We start from the raw sequence: 26,915 nt of genomic DNA on the forward strand, positions 1-26,915 counted from the left end.
CGCGCCGGATCGCAAAGGCGAGGCGAATATGCCGGTTCCGTTTTGCGCCGTCAACGCCTTGCCGACATGCACTCGCCGCGTTAATGGGGCGCCCGCGCCGCGCCCGTGCGCCGCACTGTTCCAGCCGCGCCCCAGCAATTCCGTGCACTTCCGGGCGTAAGCACGAGTCGTAAGTGGATGAAATCAAATGCAATGAATGCGGCGCAGACGCGAACGGATGGACGTGGCACGGCCGAATGGGAGACGCGCGAACTTCGTTGAAATTCAAGAAGATCGTTTTGTCAAGATCGATGCCTCCGCATCTGTCATTCCGAAGCTGTGATACGGACTCCGGTTGCACAGATCACGACATACCCTGATCGCCGGGGAGCCACCCCTGGTGCACGCTTGTTGCCGCCGTACGGGCAGGGGAAGAGAGAAGCATCGACGAGGGAGGCGCATGCGACAGTACTGGATTCTCGCGCTCGCGATGCTGGAGGCTGCGTGCCGGGCGGTGCCCGCGCGGCCGGTGCCGGACGGCCGGGCCGGCCTCGCGCGGGCGGAGATCGAGCGGGAGCTGCGCAGGATGGAGGAGGCCGCGCGGCGCAAGGACGCGGAGGGGTTCGTCCGCGCCGACTCGGTGATCACCATCGCCACGCCGGACGGGCGGTCGCTCACCCGCACCCGCGCCGAGCTGGTGAGCGACCAGGCGTGCCGCTGGGAGGCGGTGGTCGAGACGCGCGAGATCCGCTTCGACCTCGACAGCCTGCGGGTGGACGGCGACTCGGCGGTGGTCTTCGTCCGCCAGCGCTGGGAGCGGCGCCTGCGCGGCGATGACGGCGCCGAGCACATCCGCCTCACCCACGCCGCGCACCGGGAGACGTGGGTGCGCCGCCCCGCCGGGTGGCGCACGCGCTCGGTCCGGATCCTCGGCCAGGGCCCCAACTACACCGACGGCAAGCCGCAGTAGGCGCCCGGTCCCGGCCGGCGCCGTGTCGTTCGAAGCGCGCCGCCCGGGTGCGCACTTCGCACTTCGCACTCTGGTCCTTCCCCGCGCCCGATCGTCCCCGGCGGATCGCCGCTTCTCACGCCTTCGCTCCCGTCGTCACGGGCGCGTATCGGCCGGAGCGGCGCGGAGGCAATCGTTCAATCGAGGACCCGCGGCCGCGGGCCTCGTCCGGACGATCACTCCCAGCCAGAGGAGCCCCCCATGAGAAAGTTCAGGCTCGACGTGGAAGACCTGCGGGTCGACACCTTCGCGACGACGCCCGAGCCCGCGCGCGGCGCCGGCACCGTCGACGCGTTCGCGACGGGGCAGGTGGGCACCTGCTTCGACCCGAGCTGCCGGCCCCGGCTGTGTCCGCAGGAGACGGTGGAGGCCACGTGTCCCGCCACCTGCTACAACACCTGCCCCAACACCTGCGCGAACACCTGCGACGACCCGACCTGCGCGAACACCTGCGCCTACACCTGCGACGACGCCACCTGCATCGACTGCGGCTCGGGGAGCCCGTCGTGCTGGGACTCGTGCACCTGCCCGCTCACGCCGTGACCCGGCGGCAGGGGGCGCTCCCGACGGGGGCGCCCCCTCCACGGCACGTCCAGCCCTGCCGCAGTCCATCCCGCCGCTCACCAGCCCGTCCCGGGCGCATTCTTCCAGCCGCGGCGCGGGGGTATTCTCGATCCGTGCATCATCTCGTGCGTGTGCACACGAACGCCCTGCCGACCCCGCCCGGGGGAAAGGAGAGCCCCATGAGCAAGATCCGTCTGGACGTGGACGCGCTGCGCGTGGATTCGTTCGCGGTGGAGCCCGGAGATGAGGCCGCGCGCGGGACGGTGGACGGCTACGACACCGGTGCGTCGTGCCTCGCCTGCCCCAGCAACCCGTACACGTGCGACGAGACCTGCCCCGAGTCATGCGGTTGCCCGACGTTCCAGTTCCCGACCTGCGCCACGGGCTGCCCGGAGTGCGAGCCTGGAGCGTAGCACTCACGCCACAACCTGGCGACAAACCGCACGGGGCGCTCTGCAAAGAGCGCCCCGTGTTCGTATCGTCCCGAACAACTCGTCCCCTGCGGCTGCATTTTGTCCCGCGGGCCCGGGCTTCGTCCCATCCCGGTTCCCGCCACCTGCGGCGCGCGGCTACCCTGCACGCTACCGCGAGAGCGAAACGGACCGCCCCCCGGCGCCGACCCCCTTTCGGCCACAGGAGACCACGATGAGAAAGTTCAAGCTGGAGCTCGACGACCTGCACGTCGACAGCTTCATCACCCTGCCCGGCCCGTTGGACCTGAACGGGACGGTGGACGCCTTCGACAGCGAGGGCGAAACGCGCTTCGGCCCGAGCTGCCGCCGCGCGTGCCCGAGCGACGGCGCCACCTGCACCGAGCCCACCTGCGTTACCTGCGCCGCGACCTGTCCGGCCACGTGCGCCAACACGTGCGACGACGCCACGTGCCCGAACACGTGCCCCTACACCTGCGACGACAACACCTGCGTCAACTGCACCGCCAACTGCCCAATCTCCGCCAACGACACGCAGTGCGGCAGCTGCTGGGAGACCTGCGGCGGCACCTGCCCCGTGTGAGCGAGTGAACCCGCGGCGCCTCCCCTTTCGGGCGGGGGCGCCGCCCGCTGTGCGCCGGGCGCGGTCCGTCACCAGGCCCGCCGCTCCCCCCGGGGGGCGGCGGGCCTGCCATTGCGGGGCGGGAGGGCGGGCCGTATCCTCAGCCCCGACACCGGTCTTCTCCGACTTCTCCCGCTCTGTTCCCGATGAAGCGCTACGCCGCGTACGATCCCCCCGAGTACCTGGACTGGCAGGCCGATCCCGAGCTGCTGCGCGCGTACCGCGAGAAGGCCGACGCCGACCCGGAGCGCCGCGCCGCGATCCGCGCGCTCGGCGAGGACGAGCTGCTGGCGATGTACGCCGGGCTCCTGCGCAACCGCCTGCACGACGTGGCGCTCAAGCGCTGGGTGCGCAACGGCGTGATCTCCAAGGCGTGGCTGGGCACGGGCGAGGAGGCGGCCACCATCGGCCCCGTGCACGCGCTCCGGCGCATGGGCCCGGGCCGCGACGTGGTGGCGCCGATGATCCGCAACGTGGGCGCCTGCCACGAGATGGGGATGCCCGTGGCCGACATCTTCCGCAGCTACCTGGGCACCGCCGACGGCCCCTCGGGCGGGCGCGACCTGCACGTGGGCGACCTGGAGCACGGCGTGCTGCCGCCGATCTCGCACGTGGGCGACGTGGTGCCGGTGATCGCCGGGATCGCGCTCTCGTTCCTGCAGCGCGGCGAAGACCGGGTGGGGCTCACCTGGGTGGGCGACGGCTCCACCAAGGCGGCGGCGTTCCACGAGGGGATCAACTTCGCGGCGGTGCGGCGGCTGCCGGTGGTCTACATCATCCAGAACAACCAGGTGGCGCTGGGGACGCAGCTCGCCCAGCACGCCGCCGGGCGCTTCGACGACTGGCCGGCGATGTACGGCGTGGCGGGCGGCGTCTTCGACGGCAACCACGTGTTGGACGCCTTCGCCGCCACGCGGATCGCGGCCGAGCGGGCGCGCGCGGGCGGGGGCGTGACGCTCCTGGTGGCCGAGACCTTCCGCATGGGCGGCCACGCCACCCACGACGAGCGCGAGGCGCGCAGCCTGTTCCCGCCCGACGTCTTCGCCTACTGGGGGAAGCGCGACCCGGTGGGGATGTTCGAGGCGTGGCTGGAGGGGGAGGGGATCGCGCGCGCGCGCCTGGAGGCGATCGAGGCCGAGGTCGCCGCCGAGGTCGACGCGGCCGCCGAGGAGGCGCTCCGGAGCCGCGACGCCGCCATGCCCGCCGGCGAGACGGCGGAGCTGGGCGTCTACGCCGGGGCGTGAAGGCGTCCTCCGCCGGAGCCCCGGCCGCCGCCGGGATGTCCGACGATCCGAAAACCCCTGACCTCCGCTCCCGATGAAGCTGAAGCCCGTGCAGAAGGGCGAGCGCGTGCCGCTCGACGACCGCGACGCCGCCCGGCCCGAGGGGCTCCCCGACGACGACGAGCTGGAGAAGAAGACCAAGGAGCTGGGCAAGGAGCTCGGCGACCTGCAGAGCGCGCTCTACGCCGAGGGGAAGCGGGCGCTCCTGGTGGTGTTCCAGGCCCGTGACGCGGGGGGCAAGGACGGGGCGATCAAGCGCGTGTTCGGGCCGCTCAACCCGCAGGGCTCGTACGCCGCCTCGTTCAAGGCGCCCACGGAAGAGGAACTGGCGCACGACTTCCTCTGGCGCGTGCACAGGGTGGCGCCCGAGAAGGGGATGATCGGCATCTTCAACCGCTCGCACTACGAAGACGTGCTGGTGGTGCGGGTGGAGAAGCTGGCGCCGCCCGAGGTGTGGCAGAAGCGCTATCGGCAGATCAACGCCTTCGAGCGGACGCTGGTGGAGAGCGGCACGCGCATCCTCAAGTTCTTCCTCCACGTCTCGCGCGAGGAGCAGAAGGAGCGCCTGCTGGCGCGCCTGGACGATCCCGAGAAGAACTGGAAGTTCCGCGTGAGCGACCTGCAGGCGCGCGAGAAGTGGGACGAGTACGCCGAGGCCTACCGCGACGTCTTCTCCCGCTGCAGCACCCCGTGGGCGCCCTGGTACATCGTCCCCGCCGACGACAAGCGCGTGCGCGACTTCCTGGTGGCGAAGAACGTGGTGGGCGTGCTGCGCAAGATGGACCCCAAGTACCCCCCCGCCGACCCCGACGTCCTCGCCTGGCGCGACCGCATCGTGTAACCGGATTCTCCACCGGAAGGGGACTCACACGGAGTCAACGGAGTCAACAGAGAACCTCTGGCAGTTCTCCGTTAACTCCGTTGACTCCGTGTGAGACTTTAAGTTACGGATCTCGATTCCGATCGACTCTCTCCCTCCCGCCCGGAACCCCCGCGCGCCGTGGCCGGTAGACTTCGCGCTCACGGTGGATCGCGTGCGGACGTGGCGAGCGGAGGCGGGGGATGCGGAGCGTGCGATGGGCGGTGGTCTCGGTCGCTGTCGTAGCATCGGTGCCGGCTGCGGCGCGGGCGCAGCAGACCGACTGGGGGCTGCGGCCGGACTCGGCGGAGATCCCGGTGGACACGGTGCGGCTGCCCTCGCGCCGGGTGGACCTGGGCCGGTGCGACGTGCTCGGCTACCGGGTGGTGGACGACTCGGTGGCGGTGCGGCGGCTCCAGGAGTTCCCGCAGTGCAAGGGCGCGGACTTCGGGGACCCGGGCGCCCGCACGCTGGTAGGCCTGCCGCTCTCGGGCGACTGCCACGCGAGGTTCCGCATCGACGCGTGGCGCTCGGAGCGGCGCCGCGAGTACCGCGTCCTGGTCACCACCTACGGCGGCGGGTGCCGCGCCTGGGGCGGAGGCTACCAGTGGCTGGAGCTGCCGAAGCTCCCCGCCGGGTGGCGCGTGGGCTTCGGCGAGGCGCGGGTCCGCGACGACTACACCCGCGGGGCGGAGGAGCCTCCCCCGGTTCCGGACCGGATCTACATCCCCCAGCCGGGCGAACCCCGGGGGCGGTGAGGCAAGGAAATACGAGAGCGGCGGGGCCGGATCATCCCGGTCCCGCCGCTTCCGTTCGGTCTCGTAATTCGGCGGGGGCCATGACTCATAACACGTTGTCATCCTGAGGGCGCGCGCGCCGGAGCCGCTTCTGCACAAGAGGTTGGGCGCCCGAAGGATCTGCGGGTGGGGGCTCGCGCGTCAGCCGGGCTCACGCTCGGACCCCACCCGCAGATCCTTCGTCGCCGCCCGCGATCTCCTCATTCCGACGGTTCCGCGCAGCGGCTCCTCAGGATGACAGCATGGGGATTCGAGTGGTAGAAGATGGCGTTGCGCATCCCGACCCGCCTTTCCGGGCTTGCTTCAGCGGGTGCGGATGGTGAAGCCGATGACGATGGGGGCGCTGTCGTCGGGGACGGGGTCGTCGTGGGAGCGGCCCAGGAAGAGGCGGTCGAGGGCGTTGTTGGGGTGCGCCTGGGTGTAGCGCACCACCTTCCACCCCGTGAAGGTGCCGATGGCCGCGCCCACCGCCACGTCGCTCGCCCAGTGCTTGTTGTTGTACATCCGCGACACCCCCACCAGCCCCGCGCTCGCGAACAGCACCGTACCCACCAGCACGTGGTGGCGCGGCCAGTGACGCCCGACCTCGGTGGTAGCCGCGGCGGCCGCCGCGAACGCCGAGGCCGTGTGGCCCGAGGGGAAGGAGCGGCGCCCCTCGTCGCCCAGGCCGCCCAGGAAGGCGAAGTCGAACGGGTTGTCGGGGTTCTGGTACGGGCGGTCGCGCCCGGCGACGGTCTTGAGCGCGAAGATGATGGTGTTGGTCGCCACCACCGACGCGCCGGTGTGCAGCCCCAGCTCCGCCAGGTCGCGGTCGCCCCGGATGCGGCCCCCCGCGTACAGCCCGCCGGAGATCACCAGCGACCCGGGCACCCCCAGCAGCCGCGCGCCGGTGGCGGCGGTGGAGAGGAGCGGGCTTCCCTGGAGGAGCGAGTCCTGGATGGACTGGGCGAGTGCCCGGTCCAGCGGCGCCAGGACCACCGTGGCCGCCGCGAAGCCGGCCGCGTACTTCCAGTCGCGCGAGGTGAAGAACTCGATCTCGCCGCCCGACGAGTCCGCCTGGGCGGCGGCCGGGAGCGGCGGCGGCCAGGAGACCGCCTTCTGCGCGGACAGGGGCGCGGCGGCGATCGTTGCCGCCGCCGCCAGGGTGAGGAAGGCACGTCTCATCTCACATCCCACCATCTGCCCCTGGCCCGAGTGTGCGGAATCTCACGCAGAGGCGCAGAGAACCGCCGCGGTTCTGCTTTTCTCCGTGTCTATGCGTCTCTGCGTGAGTCCTGCCGTTGCCGTTCGACCCCGGTCAGCCCTCGGCCGAGTGGCCGGCGTAGAGCCGCTCGATCTCGTCGGCGTAGAGCTTCTCCACCGCCTTGCGCCTGACCTTGAGCGTGGGGGTGAGCGTGCCCGCGTCGATGGTGAACTCGTCGGCCAGCACCAGCACCTTCTTGGGCACCTCGTAGCGCGCGAACTCAGAGAGCCGGCCCAGCGCCTCGCGCTCCAGCAGCTCGCGGACGCGCTCGTCGCCGACCAGCGCCCGCCGGTCGCTGCTCTCGATCCCCTGCGCCTTCGCCCACGCGTCCAGGTTCTCGAAGTCGGGGACCACCAGCAGGCTGGGGAAGGCGCGCCGGTCGCCGATCATCACCACCTGCGCGATGAAGGGCGACATGGCGGCCACGTTCTCGATCGGCTGCGGGGCCACGTTCTTCCCGCCGGCGGTCACCAGCAGGTTCTTGAGGCGGTCGGTGATCTTCAGGAACCCCTCCGCGTCCAGCTCGCCGATGTCGCCGGTGTGGAACCAGCCGTCCTCGTCGATCACCTCGGCGGTGGCGTCGGGGTTGTTCCAGTACCCCTTCATCACGTGCGGCCCGCGGGTGAGGATCTCGCCCCCCTCGCCGATGGCCACCTCCACCCCGGGAATGACGGTGCCCACCGTGCCGAGCTTCACCGCGTCCGGCCTGTTGACCGCGATCACCGGCGAGGTCTCGGTGAGCCCGTAGCCCTCGTAGACGGGGAGCCCGGCCGCGAAGAAGAAGCGGGCGATGTCGGCCGAGAGCGGCGCGCCGCCGGAGACGAAGTTGCGCAGCTTGCCGCCCGTGCGCTCGCGCAGCTTGGAGAAGACCAGCCGGTCGGCCAGCCGGTACTGGAAGGCGAGCACGCCCGAGGGCTCGCGGCCGCCCAGGCGCAGGTCGGCCACCGCCGCGCCCACGCCGCGGGCCCAGTCCACGATCTTCTTCTTGAGCCCCGCGGCGCCCGTCACCTTGGTGTAGATCTTCTCGAACAGGCGCGGCACCGACACGGCCACGTTGGGCCCCACCTCCACCAGGTTGTCGGCCACTTTGTCCATCGACTCGGCGTAGGCGATGGTGCACCCCAGGTCGAAGTACAGGTAGTCGACCATCCGCTCGAACACGTGCGAGAGCGGGAGGAAGGAGAGGGTGGTGTCGCCCTCGTTGATGATGGCCGTCATCCCGTGCTGCAGGCAGGCGGCCACGTTCGACGCCAGGTTGAAGTGGGTGAGCATCACCCCCTTGGGCGTCCCCGTGGTCCCCGAGGTGTAGATCAGGGTGGCCACCTCGTCCCTCCCCACGGCCAGCGCCCGCTCGCGGAAGTCCGTGCCGCGGCCGCTCTCCAGCTCCTTCCTCCCGTCCTCCAGCAGGGTGGAGAACGAGCGCGCGCCCTCGGCCCCGGCCACCTGGTCGAAGACGGCCACCAGCCGCAGGTCGGGGAGCTCGGCGCGGATCTCCTGCAGCTTGGACAGCTGCTCGCGCGTGGAGCAGAAGACGGCCCGGGCGGCGCAGTCGCGCAGGATGAAGGCGGCCTGGTTGGCCGGCAGGGTGGGGTAGAGCGGCACGTCCACGGCCCCCATCCCCAGCACGGCGAAGTCCGTGACCGCCCACTCGGGGCGGTTCTCGGAGAGGATCGCCACCCGGTCGCCCGGCCGGATGCCGTGCAGGGCGAGCGCGGCGGCCAGGCGGGTCACGCGCTCCTCCAGCTCCCGGTGCGAGATCGGCCTCCAGTCGCCGGCCAGCTTGTGCAGCATGGCCCGTGGGCGCTGGTAGCGGTCGACGGCGCCCAGGAAGATCCTGTTGACGGTGTCGCGCTCCACGGGGTTCAGCGGGACCAGCCGGGACCTGGCGGCGATGGAGGCGGCGGTCGTGGGCATCGGGAGGGGGCTCCTGGGTCGGCGGCGGGGCTGGCACGTTCGCCCAAGTATGCCGGTGGGCACACCCCGAAGACAAGTGGCGGCGCGGACGCGCGCTCGGGCGCCGCCCAACTGCGGTGCGGACGCGGTTCAGTGCGGCGGCGCCTTCGGACATCCATCTGCACGACAGTCTCGAGATGGCAGGAGGGTAGGATTTCTGTATAGATCTAAATACGCCCATACGATGCACGCGTGTTCTGCGTCAAAGAGCACGCAGGCAACTGCGGAACGCGGGAGCCACGCAGCTTAAATCGAAAGTTTACAAAGATTTAGTTGACTTTACCGAATGGATCCCGTAAACTGGTTGCGCCACGGTTAAGGACGCTTTCTGGCGGAACGAAGACGGAGTCCGCCGCGGAGCCGTCCACCACGCGGGAGGCAGCCATGTCGGAGCCGATCGACGGCGCGGTGCAGGAGACGGGCGCGAGCTACATCGGCGTCTCGGCCGAGCAGTTCATCCAGTACGCCCGGAAGGACCTGGCGGAGGAAGACGCGACGCGTCTTCCCGGCGAGGTGCGGGACTCGTACGAGAAGTTCGTCGGGTCGCTGGAGGCGCAGGCGGCGAGGATCAGGCCGCGGCACTACGTGTTCGTGTTCGACCGGTTCCTGTTCATCAAGGTCTCGTTCTGACGCGGCCGGGCGGCGCTCCGGACCATCCCGGGGCGCCGCCCCCCGCGGCACGTCGCTCACCCGTCTCCGGCCCCGCACACACGATGACGACCGATCTGGAAGACGCCGCGCGGGCCGCCGTGGAGCGCGCGGCGGAGTGGCTCGCGCGCTTCGCCCGGGCGCGCGACGGCGCCCTGGCCCCGGCCGAGCTCGCCCTGGTCCTGCTGGGCGCCGCGTGCGCGCGCCGGCTGGGGGTGGGCGACGGGGGCGGCGCGGAGCGCGCGCTGGCCGCGCTCCTCCCCGGCGGCCGCCCGGCGCCCGAGGCCGACGCGTGGTTCCACTCCGGCGGGGCGGTCACCAGCCTCCTCTGCGCCGCGCTCCTCCCCGACGGCGACGGCGGCGCCCACGCGTTCCGCCGCTGGTGCGCCGGCGAGTGGGAGGCGCTGGCCGCGCGCGGGCGGCCGGCGTCGCCCGTGCAGGCGCGGACCGGCGCCTGGCTGGCGGCGCTGCTCGCCGGGCGGGAGCCCGGCCCCGCGCCGCCGCTCCCGCCGCCCGCGCGCGGCGCCGCCGCCCACGCCGCCGAGACCGCCGAGGTGGGCGCGGTGGCGCAGGCCGTGGCGGCGCTCTCCGGCTTCGGCGCGCGGCCGCTGCCGCCCGGGTGGGCGGCGGACGGCGCCCTGGAGCGGGCGCTCCGGCTGTGGACCTTCTGCGCGGTGAAGGAGCGCGACCTGGACCTGGCGTGCCCGCTGGCGCGCTCGCTCGGCTACGCAGGGCTCGGCGAGGCCCCGGAGTACGCGGAGGCCGTGGCCCTCGTGCTGGACTGCCAGCTCCCGGACGGCCGCTTCGGCTCGCAGCACTTGGCCGTGCACCTGCAGGAGCGCTGCGCCGGGGGCGCGCTCGACGTGGAGCGGATGGTGCACCTCCGCCTGACCGCGGCGAGCGCGTGGATGCTGGCCGAGCACGCGCTGGGCGGCCGCTCGCCCCTGGCGGGCGCCGCGCCGCGGGAGCCCGCGCCCCGGCCGCGCGCGGAGCCGGCGCGGCCGGCGGTGCCCGCCGCGGTGCTGGCGCGCGGCGTCCGCGAGGCGGAAGGGCGGGCGCTCGCGTGGGTGGAGGACCGCCTGGAGCTGTTCAACCCCCTGCGCCACGCCGACGTCCGGCGGGCGGAGTACGCGGTGAAGGCGGCGGCCGAGCTGGCGCTCACCTGCTCGCTGGCCGGCGGGGGGGAGCGCTACCGCCGGATCGCCCGCTACCTGTGGGACGAGGTGTTCGCCACCGACGCCCTCCGCGAGCACCTGCTCGCCAAGCCGGCGCAGCTGCCGGCCGCCGGCCTGTACGCGTCGCTGCGCAGGTGCGGCTTCGAGGACGCCGCCTTCCGCGCCCGGCTGGAGCGGCTGGTGGCGGGCCCGTACCTGGCGGGGGCGGAGATGGGGCCCGCGGTGCGGATGGACCTGGTCCACGCGGTGCAGTCGGCCGGGCTGGCCTGGCCGGGCGAGCCGATGGAGGCCGTGTACCGGCGCACCCTGCTGGCGCACCACCCCGACGTGCTCGTCCTCACCGACGCCGACGCGTACTCCTTCACCCACACGGTGTTCTTCGCCACCGACTTCGGGGCGGCGCGCCCGGCGTTCGCCACCGACGCGGACCGCGCGTACCTGGCCGCCGCCCTCCCGCGGCTGCTCGGCCTGTACATGCGCCGGGGCAACTGGGACCTGGGAGGCGAGCTGCTGATGGCCATGCGGTACATGGAGGTGGACGACCCGGCCGCGCCCGAGGCGTGGCTGCACCTGCTCGCGGCGCAGCGCGAGGACGGGTCGTGGCCCGGCCCGGTGGCTCCGGGGGAGCGGGCGGACGCCGCCGGGGCCGACGACGCGGCGCCGGCCGACGCGCGCTGGCGGTCGTTCGCCGACGACTACCACACCACGCTGGTGGGGCTGCTGGCGATCCGGACCGCCCCGCCGTCGTGACGCCGGGGGAGGGATGCGCGCGGGGGACGGGCGAAGCGGCCCGTCCCCCGTTCGGTTTTCCGACGATCGCGCGCGGACGCTTCAGCAGTGCTGCTCGAAGGCGGCGGCGAGGTCCTGGGCGATGGCCTCGGCGGTGCGGCCCTCGATCCGGTGGCGCTCCAGCATGAACGCCACGTCGCCGTCCTTGAGCAGGGCGATGGAGGGCGACGAGGGCGGGTAGCCGTGGATGTACTCGCGCGCGCGGGCGGTGGCCTCCAGGTCCTGCCCGGCGAACACGGTGGTGAGCTTCGCCGGCTTCTTCTCGGAGCGCGCGAGCGCCAGCGCCACGCCCGGGCGGGCGTTGCGGGCGGCGCACCCGCACATGGAGTTCACCACCAGCAGGGTGGGCTCCTGTGCGTCCGCCAGCGCCTGGTCGACCTCCTCGGGGGTGCGCAGCTCCTGCACGCCCAGGCGCGTCAGCTCCTGGCGCATCGGCGTGATGAAGCGTTCATCGTACGGCATCCTTCACCTCTCCTGTATGGTGGATCGGGATCAAGGTCGTTCCCGATGGAATGGTTCACCGCTGTACGAGGGCTAATCTAGCATCCTTCGCGAGCGGCGGGCAGGGGTGGGCGAGGGGAGCCGGGGCGGACGATGCTCTCTGATTTTCTAAGGCAAGTACGTACCTGACGCCAAGCCGGGAATTCCAGTGAATACCTATCCAATCTAATGATACTCTTCCGATCCTGAAACGAGACGGTTGTGAGCCCGGAAGAGGGCCGAAACAACACAGGGTCCGGGCAAGCGGGAGCTCGGACCTTCGCACGGACTTGAGGGCGAGCATAGAAGTTACGGTAGAAGAAGGGAAGGAAAGCGGTGCCGTAACCTCCGGACGCTCATTCGTCCGCACTAAAACCAATCCGCCTTTGCGTCCCTCTCCCGCGTAACGGTGTTACGCGTCCGGATCTTCCGGTGCTTCCCCAGGCGGTTCCTCAAAAGGTTGGTCAACAGAGCCTCCCTGTTGAGGTGTACGGGCGCGCGAAGGCCGCGCGCCCAACACACTGGTACGCCGCTCGTCAGGAGCTTGTTTTAGGGGGAACGAGAGAACGCCACGAGAGAGGGCGGAAGTAGATTCACCGGGTGAACGCGCGAGAAAGATACCAGCGGGAGGAACGAGAACCGCCCCCGAATTTTAAGGGTTAAAAAACAAGAAGCTTGGCTTTCAAGAGAGGAAACCGCGTTGACTATTTGCACGGGCACAAATAGCTAGGGCGCTCACCATGTAGGCGAGCGCCCTAGCTGTTCACTTTTTGAACGAGTTGGCTTTTATTCATCGGGCGGCGGCAGTCGTCGCGGGGCATCGGGAGCTTCCGGCGTCTTCTCTTCTAACTCACGGCGTTGCTGTTGTTTCGCCTGGAAGTACACGCCCGCCAGCAGCGCGAGAGGGGTAAGCACAGCAGCGAGACCGTAAATGTCTTTGTCCAAGGCGATCAGGATGATCCCGCCTATGATTGTGATAGCCGCCAGCGCAAACGAAAGGTGCAGCCCTCGCCATTCCGATCTGATGTCAGCTTCCACAACGCGCTCTTCAAGAGTACGGCGGTGCAACGCTTGCGTATCCCAAGCACCGAAAATCAGTTCGGCGGCACCGGGGTACACCTCTTCGTAACGCTGGATAATCTCAGGCGGTGGAACAGGACCAGTAAACTCCGCCCTGACGAGGAAACCCCGCCTGAGGTTTGGATCATCAGGCGGGGGCGCGGGCGTTTGTGATGGTTCGGGCGTGGTTCTCGCAGGCGGTTGGGACTCGCCTTTAGGCTTCTTCTTCCCGGCCATCAAAGATCCTTCCGATTACGTTCTGCCTTGGATGCAACCGACGAAATCGCCACTGACAAATCGTCTCCGACTGCCAGCCAATCGGCGTACAGTGCAAGTGCGTCTGATTCTTCCGGGGTCGGGCTCAGGCGGTACGCAGAATCGTTCAGCGTACCGGCAAGATCAACGAGACGGCCCGCGCCGCGTCGGAACGACGGTCTAGAAAACAGATACGAGGAACGGGTCATTTCTCATCCCAACAGCTTGAGGCACTCACGTGTGAACAGCGCTTTCACTGTAGTGTTACACCAATTCACAGCGCAAGAGCCGTGGCCTACCTCCTACATAGTGTGCCGCTGTCTATCGCTTCGTCAATACAGACGGGGCCGGGGATCAACTCCCGGCCCCCTCAAGCGCTTCCTTCGTCGTCCTCTCTACCTCAAGACACGCGCGGGTGTTCGCCTCTGGTAGGTCGATGAATCCGGTCCGAAGCTCTTCCAAGTCTTCCAGCATGTGCCGCAGCACTTCGGGCGAGCCCTCTACGGTAACTCGCCCGTCGCGTAGCTCCACCACCTCCAACCCCTCCGGCGCAACCTCCGGGTTGTCCATGAAGCACCCGCGCCACGCGGCTTCGGAGAAGCTGACCCCCGTAGTCGAGATGCTCAGCGCGGGTTCGGGGTCCAGGGGACGTCCGCGACGCCGGCGCGGCGGTTGGCGAGGCGGGCCAGGGTGAAGAGGAGGTCGGAGAGACGGTTGAGGTACATGACGTACTCGGGGGCGACGTGCGCCTCGTGCGCGAGCGCCACCACCCGCCGCTCCGCGCGCCGGCAGACGGTGCGCGCCAGGTGCAGCACCGCCGCCGCGGGCGCGCCGCCGGGGAGGATGAAGCTCTTCAGCGGCTCCAGCTCCGCCTCGGCCGCGTCGATCCAGCGCTCCAGCGCCTCCACCCGCCCCGGCTCCAGCGCGGGGATGTAGGCGTTCTCCCGCCCGCCGTCCTCGGGCGCGGGGGTGGCCAGGTTGGCGCCGACGGTGAAGAGGTCGGCCTGCACCTGCCGGAGCCCGGCCGCCGTCTCGCCCTGCCCCGCGGCTTCCAGGTGCAGGACGACGAGCCCCAGCGTGGAGTTCAGCTCGTCGACCTCGCCGTACGCCTCCACGCGCACGTGGTCCTTGCGCACGCGCTGGCCGCCGAAGAGGCCCGTGTCGCCGCGGTCGCCCGTCTTCGTGTAGATCTTCATGCGCTCGTGGGGGTGGCGTCCAGCGCCCGGATGGCGGCGCGGCCCAGCGTCCACTCCAGCCAGAGGAGGCGGCGCAGCACCTTGCGCGGCGTCCACTCCTCGCCGTCCAGCTCCAGGCGCAGCCCGCGCCGGTCCGGCTCCAGGTGCCCCAGGTGCTGGACGACGAGCGCCAGCGCCGTGTCGAGCCGCGCGACGGTGCGGTCCGGCGCCCCGGCCAGCGGCGTGGCGCCCAGCCGCGAGAGCGTCCACCACTGGGCGCGCGCCAGCTCCTCCAGCACCCGCCGCACCGTCCAGCCGCCCTCGCTGGGGCGCTCCAGCTCCTCCTCCAGCTCCGCCGGCCGCAGCCGCCGCACCCGCGCCAGCAGCCGCCCGCGCAGGTCGCCCAGCAGCCGGAGGCTGCGCCGGATCTCGTCGTCGGAGAGCGGCCGCAGGTCCGCCGCGAAGAGCGCCGCGCTCTCGCCCACGCCCGTCCGTGCGTCCGTGCGGACCCACTCGTCCACCGCGATCTCCAGCTCCGCGCCCGGCGGGGGTACCGGCTCGCCGGCCGAGGCCAGGAAGCGCAGCCACTCCATCCACTCGCGCTCGAACGCCCCCACGGCCGCCCGGGGAGACGCCCCGGACGCCGCGCACCCCGCCAGCGCCAGCGGGTGCGCAACCAGTTCGCCGTCCGCGCCCTCCTCCAGCCCGACGGAGACGCGGGCGAGGGAATCGCTATCTACAGGAACCACGTCGATCTTCGTTGCTCGATGGGTTTTCGCGCGAGCCGCCGGGGGCCCTCACCCGGCGCCGCTACCGCGTCGCCACCCTCTCCCAACTTCGGGAGAGGGTACTTTGCGGGGATCGCGGCGGAGGCGGCTCCGGTGCGCCAATGCCCTCTTCCCCACCTGCGGAGACTCGCTTCCGCCGCGGACGTAACCTCCCGCGCCGGGCCGGTCGAGTACCCTCTCCCGCGGTTGGGAGAGGGTGGCGGCTCTAAGGCCGCCGGGTGAGGGCCCCCGCCGCCGCGCCCGATCCTCGCACGACGATCCCATCAATCCTCACCCCACCGCCGGCTCCAGCAGCTCCAGCGTCCCCGCGTCCGCGTCCAGCCGCGCGCGCACGCCCAGCGGCAGGGTCCAGTTGTCGTCCACGTGGCCGAAGGGGAAGCCGAAAGCCACCGGGACGCCCAGGTCCGCCAGGCGGTCGTGCAGCACCTCGGCGATCTGCGGCGTCCCTTCCGCCCCCTCGTCGGGCGACTCGGTGAAGGCGCCGAGCGCCACCCCCGCCACCGACCCCAGCACCCCCGCCAGCCGCAGCTGCGACAGCAGCCGGTCCACCCGGTACGCCGGCTCGCCCACCTCCTCCAGGAAGAGGATCGCGCCCTCCGCCCGGACCTGGTACGGCGTCCCCAGCGTCGCCGCCACGAGCGAGAGGTTGCCGCCCACCAGCGGGCCCTCCGCCGCGCCGCCCGCGAACGCCTCCGCGCGCCCGTTCTCCGCGGGGAAGGGGAGGACGCCCGCCGGCTCGGCGCTGGTGAGCAGCCGCACCAGGCCGCCGCGCGAGAACGGGTTCAGCTCCGCCGTGGCCGGGTGCGGGCCGTGGAACGAGACGATCCCCAGCCGCTGGATCGCCAGGTGCAGCGCCGTGATGTCGCTGAAGCCGATCACGGGCCGGGGGTGCCGGGCGAGCGCGTCCCAGTCGAGCGCGTCCACGATGCGCATGGTGCCGTACCCCCCGCGCAGGCACCAGACGGCGTCGATGGACGGATCCCGCAACGCCGCGTCGAAGTCCGCCGCGCGCTCGGCGTCGGGCGCGGCCAGGTAGCCGTGGCGGCCGCGCACGTGCGCCCCCTCCACCGGCTCGAAGCCCCAGTCGCGCACCCGCTCCACCGCGCGGTCCACCGCCCCCTCGGCCAGCGGCCCCGCGGGGGCGACCAGCGCCACGCGCGCGCCGGGAGCCAGCGCCGGCGGCCGGATCACGGCGCCCCTCCCATCGCCAGCGCCAGCAGCAGGAGCGATGCGGCCGCGAGCCCCGCCCCGGAGAGGAACGGCGCCGACTGTCCCACGTGCGCCAGCGCCACGCCCCCCCACACGGGGCCGAAGACGCGCCCGAGCGCCGAGAGCGACTGGTAGGCGCCCAGCACCCGCCCCTGCTCGGCGGGGCCGCCCTGTCGCGAGATCAGCGCCGAGAGCGAGGGGCTGGTGGTGCCGTACCCCAGCGCCAGCACCGCGAGCGCCCCCGCCAGGAGCGGCAGCGAGGGCGCCAGGGCGACCCCCGCCAGCCCCGCCGTCAGCAGCGCGAGCCCGGCGAGCACCACCCGCCGCTCGCCCAGCCGGCGCACCAGGCGCCCCACCGCGAAGCCCTGCGCCAGCGCGGCGACGACGCCGACCCAGGTGAAGAGGAAGGAGATCCCCTCGCGCCCCAGCGACCAGCGCGCGTGCGCCCAGAGCGAGAACGTCCCCTCCATCGCCGCGAAGCCGAGGGTGACCAGGAAGCCGGCCGCGTAGAGCACCCGCAGCCGCTCCGAGCCGCCGCCGCGGAAGAGGGTGCGCAGCCGCTCGCCCAGCCCGAGTCCCGCCGGGGCCGCGCTGCGCCGCTCGGGCGGGAGCGACTCGGGGAGCCGCGCGACCGCCCAGAGGCCGTTCAGGAAGGCCAGCGCCGCCGCGCCCAGGAACGGCGCCGCGTGCCCCCAGCGCGAGAGCACCCCCCCGAGCGCCGGGCCGAAGACGAAGCCCAGCCCGAGCGCCGCGCCGACCAGGCCCATCCCCCGCGCGCGCTCGTGCGGGCCCGTGACGTCGGCCACGTACGCCTGCGCCACCCCGATGTTGGCCCCCGCGAACCCGTTCAGCGCCCGCGCCGCGAAGAGGAGCGGGAGCGAGCCGGCCAGTCCGAAGAGGAGGGACGACGCCGCCGAGCCGAAGAGGCCCACCAGCAGCACCGGCCGCCGGCCCACCCGGTCCGACACCCGCCCCCACCACGGCGCGAAGAAGAACTGCATCAGCGAGTAGACCGCCACCAGCCAGGTGGCCGCCACCGGGCCCGCGCCCATCGCTTCCGCGTACAGCGGCAGGAGCGGGATCACGATCCCGAACCCCACCAGGTCCAGGAAGACGGTGAGGAAGACCACCGCCAGCGGCGAGCGCCCCGCGCGGCCGGCGGCGGCCGCGGGCGGCGCCTCAGCGGCCGAACGGGAGGCGCGCGAGGCTGCGGAGGTCGTTGATCTGCTCCAGGACGGACTTCTCACCCTGCTTCCCTTCACCCTGCGGCGGGGCCGGCGCGGCGCCCGCCAGCAGGTCGCGCACGTCCAGGATCGCCTCCAGCCAGAGCTGGTCGCGGCGGAAGGCGAAGTCCAGCCGCGCCATCTCCGCCTCGTCGCCCGCTCCCCGGGCGCGCGCGTACGCCTCGCGGTAGAGCTGCTCCAGGTTGGCGGCGATGTGGTCCCGCGGACGCGGCACGGCGGCCCCCTTTCCGGCACCCGGTGGAAAGGCGGGGAAGATACCGATTCACGCGGGGCGTGACAACGCGCACCCGGGGCTCCATATTGCTCCCCTTCTTCCCAGCGGGACGAACGACGCCGGCCGCCGCGGCGGCCGGGTAAACGTCTGCGACGGCACGCGTTGTGCGCGCCGCCGAACGTCCCCCGACCTTCCACCCCCTGTCTCGGAGGAATCGCTCATGAGCGATGTGATCGAGACCGCCGACGCGATCCACGCCAGCGCCAACCGCCTCTACTGGCACAGCCACGACAGCGTCGACCAGCTCGCCGCCCGCCTGGGGATGAGCCGGCACGCGCTGTACAACTCCATCCGCCCCGCCCCGGCCGCCACCGACTGCGCGGAGTGCGGCGAGGAGATGGTGTTCGCCAACCGCAACCAGCGCGCGCAGGGCCGGGCCCACTGTCCCGGGTGCGGGAACGAGGCGCTGGTGGACGTGGAGCGCCTCGGCCTCGTTCACAACGAGCCGCCCCCCCCGCCGATCCGGCGCAAGCGGCGCTCCTCCGTGGAGCGGATGATGCGCGTGTACCTGCGGGGGCTGCGCGGGGTGCGCCCCGAGCGCGCCGCCATGATCGGCGGCGCCGCCGCCATGGGGATGGCCGCCGCGCTGGTGGCCGGCGAGGTGCTGCGCGGCATGCACCGCTGGTAGCCGCCCGGCGGCCGATCCGTCGTCGAGCCATGCAGACCCGTTCGCCCGCCGCCGCGCGGGCGAACTCGTTTCCAGGGAGGGGAGAGCCGTGCAGGACGCGCGCATCGAGGCGCTGAGGAAGATGGCCGCCGCCCGGCCCGGCGATCCGCGGCCGCGCTTCGGGCTGGCGCTGGAGTACGAGAAGGCCGAGCGCTGGGAAGAGGCGGCGGCCGAGCTGCGCGAGTACCTGGCCCGCGCCGCGGACGAGGGGAACGCCTACGGCCGGCTTGGCAACGCGCTGCGCCGCCTGGGCCGCGACGACGAGGCGAAGGAGGCGTACCGCCAGGGCGTCGAGGCCGCCTACAGCCACGGCCACCCCTCCATGGCCGCCGAGTTCGAGCAGGTGCTGGAAGACTGGGACTACGCCTGATCAGGACCCGGGAACGCAATCGTGCACCTGACGAAAACCCCCACCTGGCGGGGTGGGGGTGAGTCGGGCGTGGTCTATCGAATCGTCTGAGGGGCGCGACACCTCTCCAGGTGCCCTCATCTCGGGAATGGCTCCGACCTCAGCAGCTTCGGCTGCGCCGGACCGCGAAGCTCGGCTCTCCGCGCGAGCGCCACCGACGCCGCGGCACAGGCCGCGCCCAGAGGGCAGAGCACGAACACCGCATCCGCCCGGCCGGTCAGGAGAGGGAACGCGGCGGATGCCAGGATCCCCCACATCGCGGCCCGCCCGGGCGAGAGGTCGAGGATCGTCTTCCGCCGCTCGGCGAAGGACAGGAGGGCTCCGAAGGCGACGCCCGAGACGAAGCCGACCATGCCCATGATCGCGCCCACGACGATCGGGCCTTCTCCCGGGTCGATTTCTTCCGGGCGGAGGACGCCGATGACGACCCCGGCGACGGCCATGATCGTCGCCCACGCCGCTCCCCAGGCCAGGCCGGTGCCGATCACGCCGCGCAGCTTGCGAAGCAGCGGGTTCATCCTTGCCTCCACGTGAAGCCGGCGACTCTTCGATCCAGCCCAATACAGGGCGGGCGGTGGTATTTCGTCAAGTGCATGATCCCGTTCAGAACACAGAATGTCTCACGCAGAGGAGCAGAGTCAGCAGAGGAAAACCGCGGAGAGCGGTGAGTTCTCTGCTACTCTGCTGACTCTGCGTGAGAAAAGCAGTTACGGATTCTGGCGCGCCGCGGCCGCCGCCATGCAGCCGCGCGTGCGCAGGAGGGTCTCGATCTCGAAGGCGATCGACTCGGCCGGGCGCCCGTCGGTGGGGACGGAGAGGTCGGCCAGGCGGTAGAGCGGCTCGCGCTGGGCCAGCATCTCGGCGATGCGCGGGGTGGGGTCGGCCAAGTCGCGGAAGGGGCGGTCGATGGTGTCCGTCACCAGCCGCCGCGCCGTCTCTTCCGGGGAGACTTTCAGCCACACCCGCAGCGTCTCCGACCCCAGCATCCCCAGCAGCTCGGGGCGCGTGATCCACCCGCCGCCGGGGGCCAGCACCAGCCCGGGCGTGTGCTGCGCCTCGCCGGTGAGCGCCGCCTCCATCTCGCGGAAGCGCTCCTCCCCGTCGGTGGCGATGATCTCCTTGACCGTGCGCCCCTCGCGCCGCTCGATCTCCACGTCGAAGTCCAGGAAGCCCCACTCCAGCCGCCGGGCCAGCGCCTGCCCGACGGTGCTCTTCCCCGAGCACATGTACCCCAGCAGCACCACGCGCACGATCCGCCCCGGCGCGGGTCCCGAGTCGCTCATTTCCCCTCCTTCGACGCGGCTGTGATGGTCCGTGACCCCTCGGCAGGTTCCGCGCCGGGGTGAGCACCACCGCGCCCGCGCCGAAGCTCGCTCCTCGCGTCGAACTCGCCCCGCAACCTCCCACGGAACGGGGGAGGTGGCGAGCCCCAGCGAGCCGGAGGAGGCCGCGGCCCCGCCCCCGCGCCGAGGCCAGCCCTTTACATCCCCCTCTCCACCCCGAATATTCCCCGAACCGGGTCCCATCCGCGGTGTACGCGGAGCCGGGCCTTTCGGCGCGGTGCCAAAGGCCGCACTTTCCATCATCCACGCGAGACGGGTCTTCCAGCGGTCCTCCGCCCCACGGCTTCCCACGGTCGATGATCACACCCACGCGGCGCGAGCGCGTCCTCCCCCGCCTCATCGAAGAGGAGATGCGGGAGTCCTTCCTGGACTACTCGATGAGCGTGATCGTGCAGCGCGCGCTCCCCGACGTGCGCGACGGGCTCAAGCCCGTGCACCGGCGCATCCTGTACGCCATGCACGAGGCCGGGCTCGCCCCCGCGCGGCCGTACAAGAAGAGCGCGACCGTGGTGGGCGACGTGCTGGGCAAGTACCACCCCCACGGCGACACCGCCGTCTACGACAGCCTGGTGCGCATGGCGCAGGACTTCGCGCTGCGCTACCCGCTGGTGGACGGGCAGGGGAACTTCGGGAGCATCGACGGCGACAACGCGGCCGCCTACCGCTACACCGAGGCCCGGCTCTCCCCGCTCGCCACCGAGATCCTGGCCGACATCGACCGCGACACCGTCGACTTCGTCCCCAACTTCGACGACCGGCTGCGGGAGCCCACCGTGCTCCCCGCGCGCGTGCCCAACCTGCTGGTCAACGGCAGCTCCGGCATCGCGGTGGGGATGAGCACCAACATCCCGCCCCACAACCTGGGCGAGGTGGTGTCCGCCGCGCTGCACCTGCTCGACCACCCCGAGTGCACGGTGGCCGAGCTGATGGAGCACGTCCCGGGGCCCGACTTCCCCACCGGCGGCATCATCGTGGGCGTGGCCGGCATCCGCGACGCGTACGAGAAGGGGCGCGGCCGCGTGGTGATGCGCGCGCGCGTCTACAAGGAGTCGCGCAGGAGCGGCCGCGAGCAGCTGGTGGTCACCGAGATCCCGTACGGCACCAACAAGACGCGCATCATCGAGCAGATCGCCGAGCTCACCCGCGCCGGCCGCCTGGGCGACGTCTCCGACCTGCGCGACGAGAGCGACCGCGACGGGATGCGCATCGTCCTGGAGCTCAAGCGCGGCGCCAACGCGGCCAAAGTGCTCACCCAGCTCTTCAAGGCCACCGCGCTGCAGTCCACCTTCGGCGTCATCTGCCTGGCGCTGGACCGCGGCGTCCCCCGCGAGTTCACGCTCAAGGAGCTGCTGGAGCGCTTCCGCGACCACCGCGTGCAGGTGATCGTGCGCCGCTCGCGCTGGGAGCTGGGGCGCGCGCGGGACGAGGCGCACGTCGTCCGCGGCCTGCTGGTGGCGCTCAGCCACATCGACGAGGTGGTGCGCATCATCCGGGGGTCGCGCACGCGCGAGTCGGCCGCGCGCAAGCTGGAGAAGGAGCTCCGCCTCGACGAGCGCCAGTCCGACGCCATCCTCAACATGCGGCTCTCCAGGCTCACCCAGCTGGAGGGCCGCGAGCTGCGCGACCGGCTGGACGAGCTGGACCGCGCCATCGCCGGGCTGGAGGCGGTGCTGGCGAGCCCCGAGCGGCAGCTCGACCTGGTGCGCCAGGAGCTGCGCGCGGTGGCCGAGCGCTACGCCGACCCCCGGCGGACGAAGATCTTCGAGAACGAGAAGGCGGTGAAGATCGAGGACCTGCTCGCCTCGGAAGAGGTGGTGGTCACCGTGAGCCGCGAGGGGTACGTCCGCCAGATCCCCATGGCCGTCTACCAGCGCAACATGACCGCCGGCCGCCGCCTGTCGCTCGACCGCTACGAGGGCGACTATGTGGCGCGCGCCTTCGTGGCGCAGACCGACGACACGCTGCTGGTGTTCTCCACCGACGGGCGGGCGTACGCGCTCCCGGTGCGCGACGTCCCCGAGGCGGGCGGCTCGTCGCGCGGCAAGGGGCTGCACCAGATCTTCGAGCTGGGGAAGAAGGCGCGCGTGGCCGCCGTGCACCTGGTGCACGAGTGGCGCTCCGACCGCATGGTGCTCTTCGCCACGGCGGACGGGACGGTGAAGCGCACGCCGCTGGACCAGTACGCCAACGCCCGCTCCGGCATCGAGGCGGTCAAGCTGACGGCGAAGGACCAGGTGGTCGACGTGCGCGTCACCGACGGCGAGGGCGAGGTGGTGCTGGCCGGCCGCGGCGGGCGCGCCATCCGCTTCGCCGAGGCCGAGGTTCCGGTGCAGGGGCGCGTCTCGCAGGGCGTGCGGGGGATCAAGCTCAAGGACGGCGAGGCGCTGGCGGGGATGCTGGTTGCCCGGCACGAGGGCGGCGAGGCGTGCCTGGTGACCACGCGCGGCTGGGCCAGGCGCGTCCCCCTGGACGAGCTGGCCGTGCAGGGCCGCGGCGGGATGGGGACGGTGCTGCTCGCGCCCACGAAGGAGACCGGCGACCTCGTGGCGCTGCGCGAGGTGCACGCGGGCGAAGACCTGATGGCGGTGACCACCTCCGTCCGCCTGCTGCGCCTGAAGCCCGACTCGGTCCCGAAGAGCGGCCGCGCGGGCGAGCCCGAGAAGGTGCTCGCCTTCCCCGGCCAGGAGCGCATCGTGGAGGTCACCCCCGTCGCCGAGCGCGAGGCCGCCACCGGCGAGGGCGACGAGGACGCGGGCGCCACCGCGCTCACCATCGACGTCGGCGGCCCGAGCGGCCCCGGGGGCAACGGCTCCTCCACCGCCCCCCCGGCCGTCGAGCCGAGCCGTTCGGAATCGAGCGCGGACGATCGCCCGAAGGCTGCCGGCGAGGAGCTGGACCTCTTTGGTTGAGGTGGCCGGTTCGTGTACACCCGACGCCCCCACCGCCGTCATCCTGACGCCGGCCAGACCGGACTCGCATCGTGCTCGAATGCCGGCAGGCCGAAGGATCTATAGCCGGCACCCGCGCGAAAGACGGCTGTCGGCGCGGTGGCCGTCCATAGATCCTTCGGGCGCACAAGCAATTGCGCGAACGCGAGTTCGGTGCGATGCGCCCTCAGGATGACATCGTTTGGGAGTGACGGCGTAAACGGCCGCGGTGGACTGCACCGCGGCCGTTGCGCTTGACGGACCATCCGTTCCCGGTCTGTTACCTGGGTAACAATGTACCACCTATGACGAGGCGAGAACGATGGCGGATGCGCGGATCACGGTGGAGCGGGTGCAGCTCGGCGTGCGGATGGAGAAGCGGATGGTGAAGGTGCTCAAGGCGCTGGCCGAGTACCACGACCTCTCGCTGGGCGACCTGCTGGAGGGGATCGTCCTGCACGCCTTCGAGAACCGGCCGCCCTTCGGCGACGGGAGCCTGGAGCTGGTGCGCAAGCTCAAGGACGTCTACGGGATGGGCTACGGCAGCGAGGCCGCCCACCGCTTCCGGGAGGCGAAGGATGGCTGAGCACGCGGCCGCGCTCCTCGACGCGGCGGAGGCGCACGACTTCGAGCCCGTGCACGTGGTCAGGAGCGCCCGCATCCGGCTGGACGGCCCGCCGGAGCGCGTCTTCCCGCTCTTCACGCCCGTAGGCGAGCGGGCCTGGGTGCCGGGGTGGTCGCCGCGCTTCCTGTGGCCCGCGGACGGCGAGGCGCGCCGGGGCACCGTGTTCCTGACGCGCGCCGCCGGCGAGCAGGCCACCATCTGGACGGTGACGGCGTACGAGCCCCACCGCCGCGTGACGTACGCGCGCATCACCCCCGGCTCGCGCGCGGGGATCGTGGAGGTGCGCTGCGGGCGGACGCCACACGGCCGCACCGTCGCTCGCGTCACCTACACGTTCACCGCGCTCTCGCCGCGCGGCAACGACTACCTGCGCGCCTTCACCGAAGAAGAGTTCCGGCGCTACGTCGGCGGCTGGGAGGCGGCCATCAACACCCACCTGGCCGGCGGCGCCCCGCCGATGGAGGACTGAACGAGCAGCCAGACTGTCAACCCAGCATCACACGGAGTCAACGGAGAACAAACCAGGGGGCCTCCGTTAACTCCGTTGACTCCGTGTGAGACCTGTTGTTCGAATCTCGCTCAATGAAAGGGCGGGCCGCGCTCGGCGGCCCACCCTCCTTGATTTCGATCGCCGAACCGGATGCTCAGTTCGGGCGTCCGCCGAGCGTGGCCACGTCCTGGGTGCGCAGGGGCCGGCCCGCGGCCAGCAGGTCCAGCACCCGGTCGGGCGCGGGCTGGTACTTGAGCGCGGTGGCGCGCATCCCCAGCAGCAGGTTCACCGTCACCAGCGTCCCCGGCACCTCGGAGCGGTCGAGCATGGCGGCCAGCTGGGCGCGGGTGTTGTCCTGGAAGTTGCGCGCGACGATCACCAGCGCGTCGGGCATCTCGTCCACCGCCGCCCGCACCGCGTCGGCCGCGGCCCCGCCGATGGTCCACTGCACCGCCGGGTACGCCAGCACGATCCCCTCGCGCTCGCCCAGCGTGAAGCGCACCGCCCCCTCGGGCCCCACCTCCTCCAGCCGCGCGTTGCCGGTGAGGTCCTCCATCACCCGCCCGATGCGGCTCCTGAACTCCTCGGCCACCGTGGGCCCCTTGAGCGACAGGCTGCGCAGGCTCTCGGCGAACCAGCGGTCCGCGTCGAAGTGGCGGAAGCAGGGGAGCAGCCGCGCGGCCGTGGAGCGGTCCACCCACCCGGTGGCGGCCAGCGCGTCGAGGAGCGCGCCGCCCTCCAGGTGCGGGGCGCGCGAGGCCACCGCGCGGAGCGCGTGCTCCATGCGCGTGTTCTCGTCGCCCGTCTGCGCCATGAAGGCGGGGACCGGGATGCGGAGCGCGGAGAGGTTGCCGAACCAGATCATCTACTTCGCGTGGGCTGCTGCCGTGGCTTCGGTTGTCGTGGGAATTTCGCGTTGGACGATGGGGCAAAGCCGCCCTCGCGTCAAGGGAAATCGCGAAATCCGGGCCCGGGCGCCCGCGGCCCCGGCGCTTGACACGCGGGGGCCGCCCCGCAAATTCCCCCCGTCCTCATGGCCGTCCCATTCCTCCTCCGGGAGAGCCCGTGCGCCACCTCGCCACCGCCGCCCTGCTGCTGGCCCTCGCCGCCTGCAAGGTGGAGCGCACGCCCCCCGGGTTTTACAAGGAGCGCGACCCCGGCCGGGTGGAGCAGCAGGACGCCGCCGGCGAGATCCGCGTGCGGGTGCGCAGCTTCGCCGACGGGCTCGGGCGCGGCGACCGCGCCGACGCCGTGGACGCCCTCTACCCGCTGGACCTGGCGCAGGTGGTCGGCGTCGACGGCAACGCCCGCCTCACCCGCCTGGGGCCCGTGGGGCTGCGCCAGGCGCTCGACAGCCTGAGCCTCCCCGCGCCCGCCGTGGCCAGGACCCCCGACCTGGCGGTGCAGGTGGGGCTCAGGGAGGGGATGGGGTGGTTCTCCACCCACCTGGAGCTGCTCCCCACGGGCGCGCCGGCGCGCGAGCCGCTGTGGCTCAGGGCCTCGGGCGTCTTCACCCGCGACCGCGGGGCGTGGCGCCTGGCCCAGCTCCACCTCTCGCGCGCCTGGCAGCCCCCCGACACCACGTCCGCCGACACCACCCGGGCCGACTCCGCGGCGGCGGACACGGCGGGGAAAGACGAAACGGAATGACTCTCACAGAGGGCACAGAGGACACGGAGGAACAGCGGATGAAGTTCTCCGTGTCCTCCGTGTCCTCTGTGAGAGCCTGCCGTTTTCCCTACTCTTCCCCGGCAGCGGCGGCCGCCGAGTCGGCCCTGGGGCGCAGCTCGGGCGGGAGGCGGATCGGCTCGGGCTCCTTCTCCCAGTCCAGCGGACGCGTCATGGGCGCGTAGTCGATGCCGGGCTGGAAGGCGAGCGGCTCCGCCATCGCCGCGCGGAACGCCGCCTCGTCGATCATCCTCATCATCAGCATGCGGCGCAGCACCTCGTTGCGGCGGGCGCCCACCGCCCCGGGGAGCGCCTCGGGGTCGGTGATGCGCGGCGGCAGGAGGATCCCCGCCAGCGTGGCCGCCTCGCCCAGCGTGAGCTGCCGCGGGTCCTTGCCGAAGTAGTCCTCCGCCGCGTGCCGCACCCCGTAGATCCGCCAGTCGCCCGTGGTCTGGCCCAGGTAGATGCGGTTCAGGAAGAACTCCAGCGCCGCGCGGCGGGAGAGCTGCGCCTCCACCAGCGGCACCATCGCCGCCCGCCACGCCTGGTCGCCCACGCCGCTCCCCAGCCGGTGCACCTGCGCCACCAGGTCGCGGGTGAGCAGCGGCCGCACCTCCTTGCCGTACGAGGGCGTGCGCTGGAACCCCGACGTGTCCACCACCGCCAGGAACGCCTGCACCACGTGCGGCGGCAGCTGGTTCAGGCGCACCCAGTCGGGCCGGCGCAGCGAGCGCCGGTACTGCCCCAGGAAGCCGTCCTGCAGCCGTTGCTGCGCGAAGAAGGCGAACACGCCCATCCCCACCACCAGCAGCCCGCCGATGGCCAGCAGCACGATGAGCGAGCCGCGGTGCTTCCCGCCGAAGCCGCCCGGCTCGGGCTCGCGGGTCCACTTGCCGGCCCGCGGTGCCCCGCCCAGCTTCTTCGCCTTCGCCTTTCCGAGCCTCATGCCA

Annotated in this window: 29 protein-coding genes; 15 read left to right on the top strand and 14 right to left on the bottom strand. The window is 72.1% G+C overall.

The window, feature by feature from the left end:
- The first annotated feature begins 439 nt into the window (after positions 1-439).
- The 7 genes from VF746_32130 (at position 440) to VF746_32160 (ending at position 5,505) form a co-directional block, all read left to right on the top strand.
- Positions 440-949, top strand: coding sequence for a nuclear transport factor 2 family protein (locus tag VF746_32130; GenBank protein ID HEX8697112.1), 510 nt, complete (start codon positions 440-442; stop codon positions 947-949).
- Positions 950-1,189: 240 nt separating this feature from the next.
- Positions 1,190-1,531 carry a hypothetical protein gene (locus VF746_32135; protein HEX8697113.1) on the top strand — a complete coding sequence of 114 codons (342 nt, stop codon included), beginning with the start codon at positions 1,190-1,192 and terminating at the stop codon, positions 1,529-1,531.
- Between the two features lie 200 nt (positions 1,532-1,731).
- Entirely contained in the window at positions 1,732-1,965 is a 234-nt protein-coding gene (locus VF746_32140) for a hypothetical protein (protein HEX8697114.1), read from the top strand.
- A 232-nt stretch (positions 1,966-2,197) separates the two neighbouring features.
- Complete coding sequence (locus VF746_32145) at positions 2,198-2,566, top strand: hypothetical protein (protein HEX8697115.1); 369 nt, start codon at positions 2,198-2,200, stop codon at positions 2,564-2,566.
- Positions 2,567-2,751: 185 nt separating this feature from the next.
- On the top strand, positions 2,752-3,849 hold the full coding sequence (locus tag VF746_32150) for a thiamine pyrophosphate-dependent enzyme (GenBank protein ID HEX8697116.1): 1,098 nt from the start codon (positions 2,752-2,754) through the stop codon (positions 3,847-3,849).
- A gap of 73 nt (positions 3,850-3,922) precedes the next feature.
- A complete protein-coding gene (locus VF746_32155; GenBank protein HEX8697117.1) occupies positions 3,923-4,729 on the top strand; it encodes a PPK2 family polyphosphate kinase in 807 nt (268 codons plus the stop codon).
- A 221-nt stretch (positions 4,730-4,950) separates the two neighbouring features.
- On the top strand, positions 4,951-5,505 hold the full coding sequence (locus VF746_32160) for a hypothetical protein (GenBank protein ID HEX8697118.1): 555 nt from the start codon (positions 4,951-4,953) through the stop codon (positions 5,503-5,505).
- Between the two features lie 342 nt (positions 5,506-5,847).
- Here the strand turns inward: VF746_32160 and VF746_32165 are convergent, their stop codons facing one another.
- Both VF746_32165 and VF746_32170 read right to left on the bottom strand, forming a co-directional pair.
- Positions 5,848-6,708, bottom strand: coding sequence for a phosphatase PAP2 family protein (locus VF746_32165; protein ID HEX8697119.1), 861 nt, complete (start codon positions 6,706-6,708; stop codon positions 5,848-5,850).
- Between the two features lie 133 nt (positions 6,709-6,841).
- A complete protein-coding gene (locus tag VF746_32170; GenBank protein ID HEX8697120.1) occupies positions 6,842-8,701 on the bottom strand; it encodes a long-chain fatty acid--CoA ligase in 1,860 nt (619 codons plus the stop codon).
- Positions 8,702-9,124: 423 nt separating this feature from the next.
- On the opposite strand from VF746_32170, the gene VF746_32175 reads away from it, so the two are divergent.
- Positions 9,125-9,370 carry a hypothetical protein gene (locus VF746_32175; protein ID HEX8697121.1) on the top strand — a complete coding sequence of 82 codons (246 nt, stop codon included), beginning with the start codon at positions 9,125-9,127 and terminating at the stop codon, positions 9,368-9,370.
- An 83-nt stretch (positions 9,371-9,453) separates the two neighbouring features.
- A complete protein-coding gene (locus tag VF746_32180) occupies positions 9,454-11,313 on the top strand; it encodes a hypothetical protein (protein HEX8697122.1) in 1,860 nt (619 codons plus the stop codon).
- 81 nt (positions 11,314-11,394) lie between these two features.
- Here the strand turns inward: VF746_32180 and VF746_32185 are convergent, their stop codons facing one another.
- The 8 genes from VF746_32185 to VF746_32220 form a co-directional block, all read right to left on the bottom strand.
- Positions 11,395-11,814, bottom strand: a complete 420-nt coding sequence (locus VF746_32185) for a BrxA/BrxB family bacilliredoxin (GenBank protein ID HEX8697123.1) — start codon at positions 11,812-11,814, stop codon at positions 11,395-11,397.
- Positions 11,815-12,618: 804 nt separating this feature from the next.
- Complete coding sequence (locus VF746_32190) at positions 12,619-13,128, bottom strand: DUF2335 domain-containing protein (GenBank protein ID HEX8697124.1); 510 nt, start codon at positions 13,126-13,128, stop codon at positions 12,619-12,621.
- A 372-nt stretch (positions 13,129-13,500) separates the two neighbouring features.
- Positions 13,501-13,716 carry a hypothetical protein gene (locus tag VF746_32195; protein HEX8697125.1) on the bottom strand — a complete coding sequence of 72 codons (216 nt, stop codon included), beginning with the start codon at positions 13,714-13,716 and terminating at the stop codon, positions 13,501-13,503.
- A gap of 53 nt (positions 13,717-13,769) precedes the next feature.
- A complete protein-coding gene (locus tag VF746_32200) occupies positions 13,770-14,342 on the bottom strand; it encodes a cob(I)yrinic acid a,c-diamide adenosyltransferase (GenBank protein HEX8697126.1) in 573 nt (190 codons plus the stop codon).
- Entirely contained in the window at positions 14,339-15,070 is a 732-nt protein-coding gene (locus tag VF746_32205) for a hypothetical protein (GenBank protein ID HEX8697127.1), read from the bottom strand. Before VF746_32205 ends, VF746_32200 begins: the two co-directional genes overlap by 4 nt.
- A gap of 309 nt (positions 15,071-15,379) precedes the next feature.
- On the bottom strand, positions 15,380-16,300 hold the full coding sequence (locus tag VF746_32210; GenBank protein ID HEX8697128.1) for an LD-carboxypeptidase: 921 nt from the start codon (positions 16,298-16,300) through the stop codon (positions 15,380-15,382).
- A complete protein-coding gene (locus VF746_32215) occupies positions 16,297-17,448 on the bottom strand; it encodes an MFS transporter (GenBank protein HEX8697129.1) in 1,152 nt (383 codons plus the stop codon). The genes VF746_32210 and VF746_32215 overlap by 4 nt, the downstream gene beginning before the upstream one ends.
- A 49-nt stretch (positions 17,449-17,497) precedes the next feature.
- Positions 17,498-17,776, bottom strand: coding sequence for a hypothetical protein (locus VF746_32220; protein HEX8697130.1), 279 nt, complete (start codon positions 17,774-17,776; stop codon positions 17,498-17,500).
- A gap of 220 nt (positions 17,777-17,996) precedes the next feature.
- On the opposite strand from VF746_32220, the gene VF746_32225 reads away from it, so the two are divergent.
- Positions 17,997-18,464 (top strand): hypothetical protein, encoded by a 468-nt coding sequence (locus VF746_32225; protein HEX8697131.1) that lies wholly within the window; start codon positions 17,997-17,999, stop codon positions 18,462-18,464.
- A gap of 88 nt (positions 18,465-18,552) precedes the next feature.
- A complete protein-coding gene (locus VF746_32230; GenBank protein ID HEX8697132.1) occupies positions 18,553-18,873 on the top strand; it encodes a tetratricopeptide repeat protein in 321 nt (106 codons plus the stop codon).
- 116 nt (positions 18,874-18,989) lie between these two features.
- Here the strand turns inward: VF746_32230 and VF746_32235 are convergent, their stop codons facing one another.
- Positions 18,990-19,430, bottom strand: coding sequence for a hypothetical protein (locus tag VF746_32235; GenBank protein ID HEX8697133.1), 441 nt, complete (start codon positions 19,428-19,430; stop codon positions 18,990-18,992).
- Positions 19,431-19,619: 189 nt separating this feature from the next.
- The gene (locus VF746_32240; protein HEX8697134.1) at positions 19,620-20,195 is read right to left on the bottom strand and encodes a shikimate kinase; all 576 of its coding nucleotides are present in this window, start codon (positions 20,193-20,195) and stop codon (positions 19,620-19,622) included.
- Positions 20,196-20,551: 356 nt separating this feature from the next.
- Here VF746_32240 and gyrA point away from each other — a divergent pair, with 356 nt between their 5' ends.
- The 3 genes from gyrA (at position 20,552) to VF746_32255 (ending at position 24,276) form a co-directional block, all read left to right on the top strand.
- Positions 20,552-23,164, top strand: a complete 2,613-nt coding sequence (gene gyrA / locus VF746_32245) for a DNA gyrase subunit A (GenBank protein HEX8697135.1) — start codon at positions 20,552-20,554, stop codon at positions 23,162-23,164.
- Positions 23,165-23,504: 340 nt separating this feature from the next.
- The gene (locus tag VF746_32250; protein ID HEX8697136.1) at positions 23,505-23,768 is read left to right on the top strand and encodes a hypothetical protein; all 264 of its coding nucleotides are present in this window, start codon (positions 23,505-23,507) and stop codon (positions 23,766-23,768) included.
- The gene (locus VF746_32255) at positions 23,761-24,276 is read left to right on the top strand and encodes an SRPBCC family protein (protein HEX8697137.1); all 516 of its coding nucleotides are present in this window, start codon (positions 23,761-23,763) and stop codon (positions 24,274-24,276) included. Before VF746_32250 ends, VF746_32255 begins: the two co-directional genes overlap by 8 nt.
- Positions 24,277-24,451: 175 nt before the next feature.
- Here VF746_32255 and VF746_32260 read toward each other — a convergent pair whose 3' ends face one another.
- On the bottom strand, positions 24,452-25,162 hold the full coding sequence (locus VF746_32260; protein ID HEX8697138.1) for a hypothetical protein: 711 nt from the start codon (positions 25,160-25,162) through the stop codon (positions 24,452-24,454).
- Positions 25,163-25,362: 200 nt separating this feature from the next.
- Here VF746_32260 and VF746_32265 point away from each other — a divergent pair, with 200 nt between their 5' ends.
- The gene (locus tag VF746_32265) at positions 25,363-25,947 is read left to right on the top strand and encodes a nuclear transport factor 2 family protein (GenBank protein HEX8697139.1); all 585 of its coding nucleotides are present in this window, start codon (positions 25,363-25,365) and stop codon (positions 25,945-25,947) included.
- Positions 25,948-26,035: 88 nt separating this feature from the next.
- On the opposite strand, the gene VF746_32270 is transcribed toward VF746_32265, so the two are convergent.
- Positions 26,036-26,911 (bottom strand): transglycosylase domain-containing protein, encoded by an 876-nt coding sequence (locus VF746_32270; protein HEX8697140.1) that lies wholly within the window; start codon positions 26,909-26,911, stop codon positions 26,036-26,038.
- Between the last annotated feature and the right edge of the window lie 4 nt (positions 26,912-26,915).

It is taken from the genome of Longimicrobium sp. (genome assembly GCA_036389795.1).
In the GTDB taxonomy this organism is placed as follows: Bacteria; Gemmatimonadota; Gemmatimonadetes; order Longimicrobiales; family Longimicrobiaceae; genus Longimicrobium.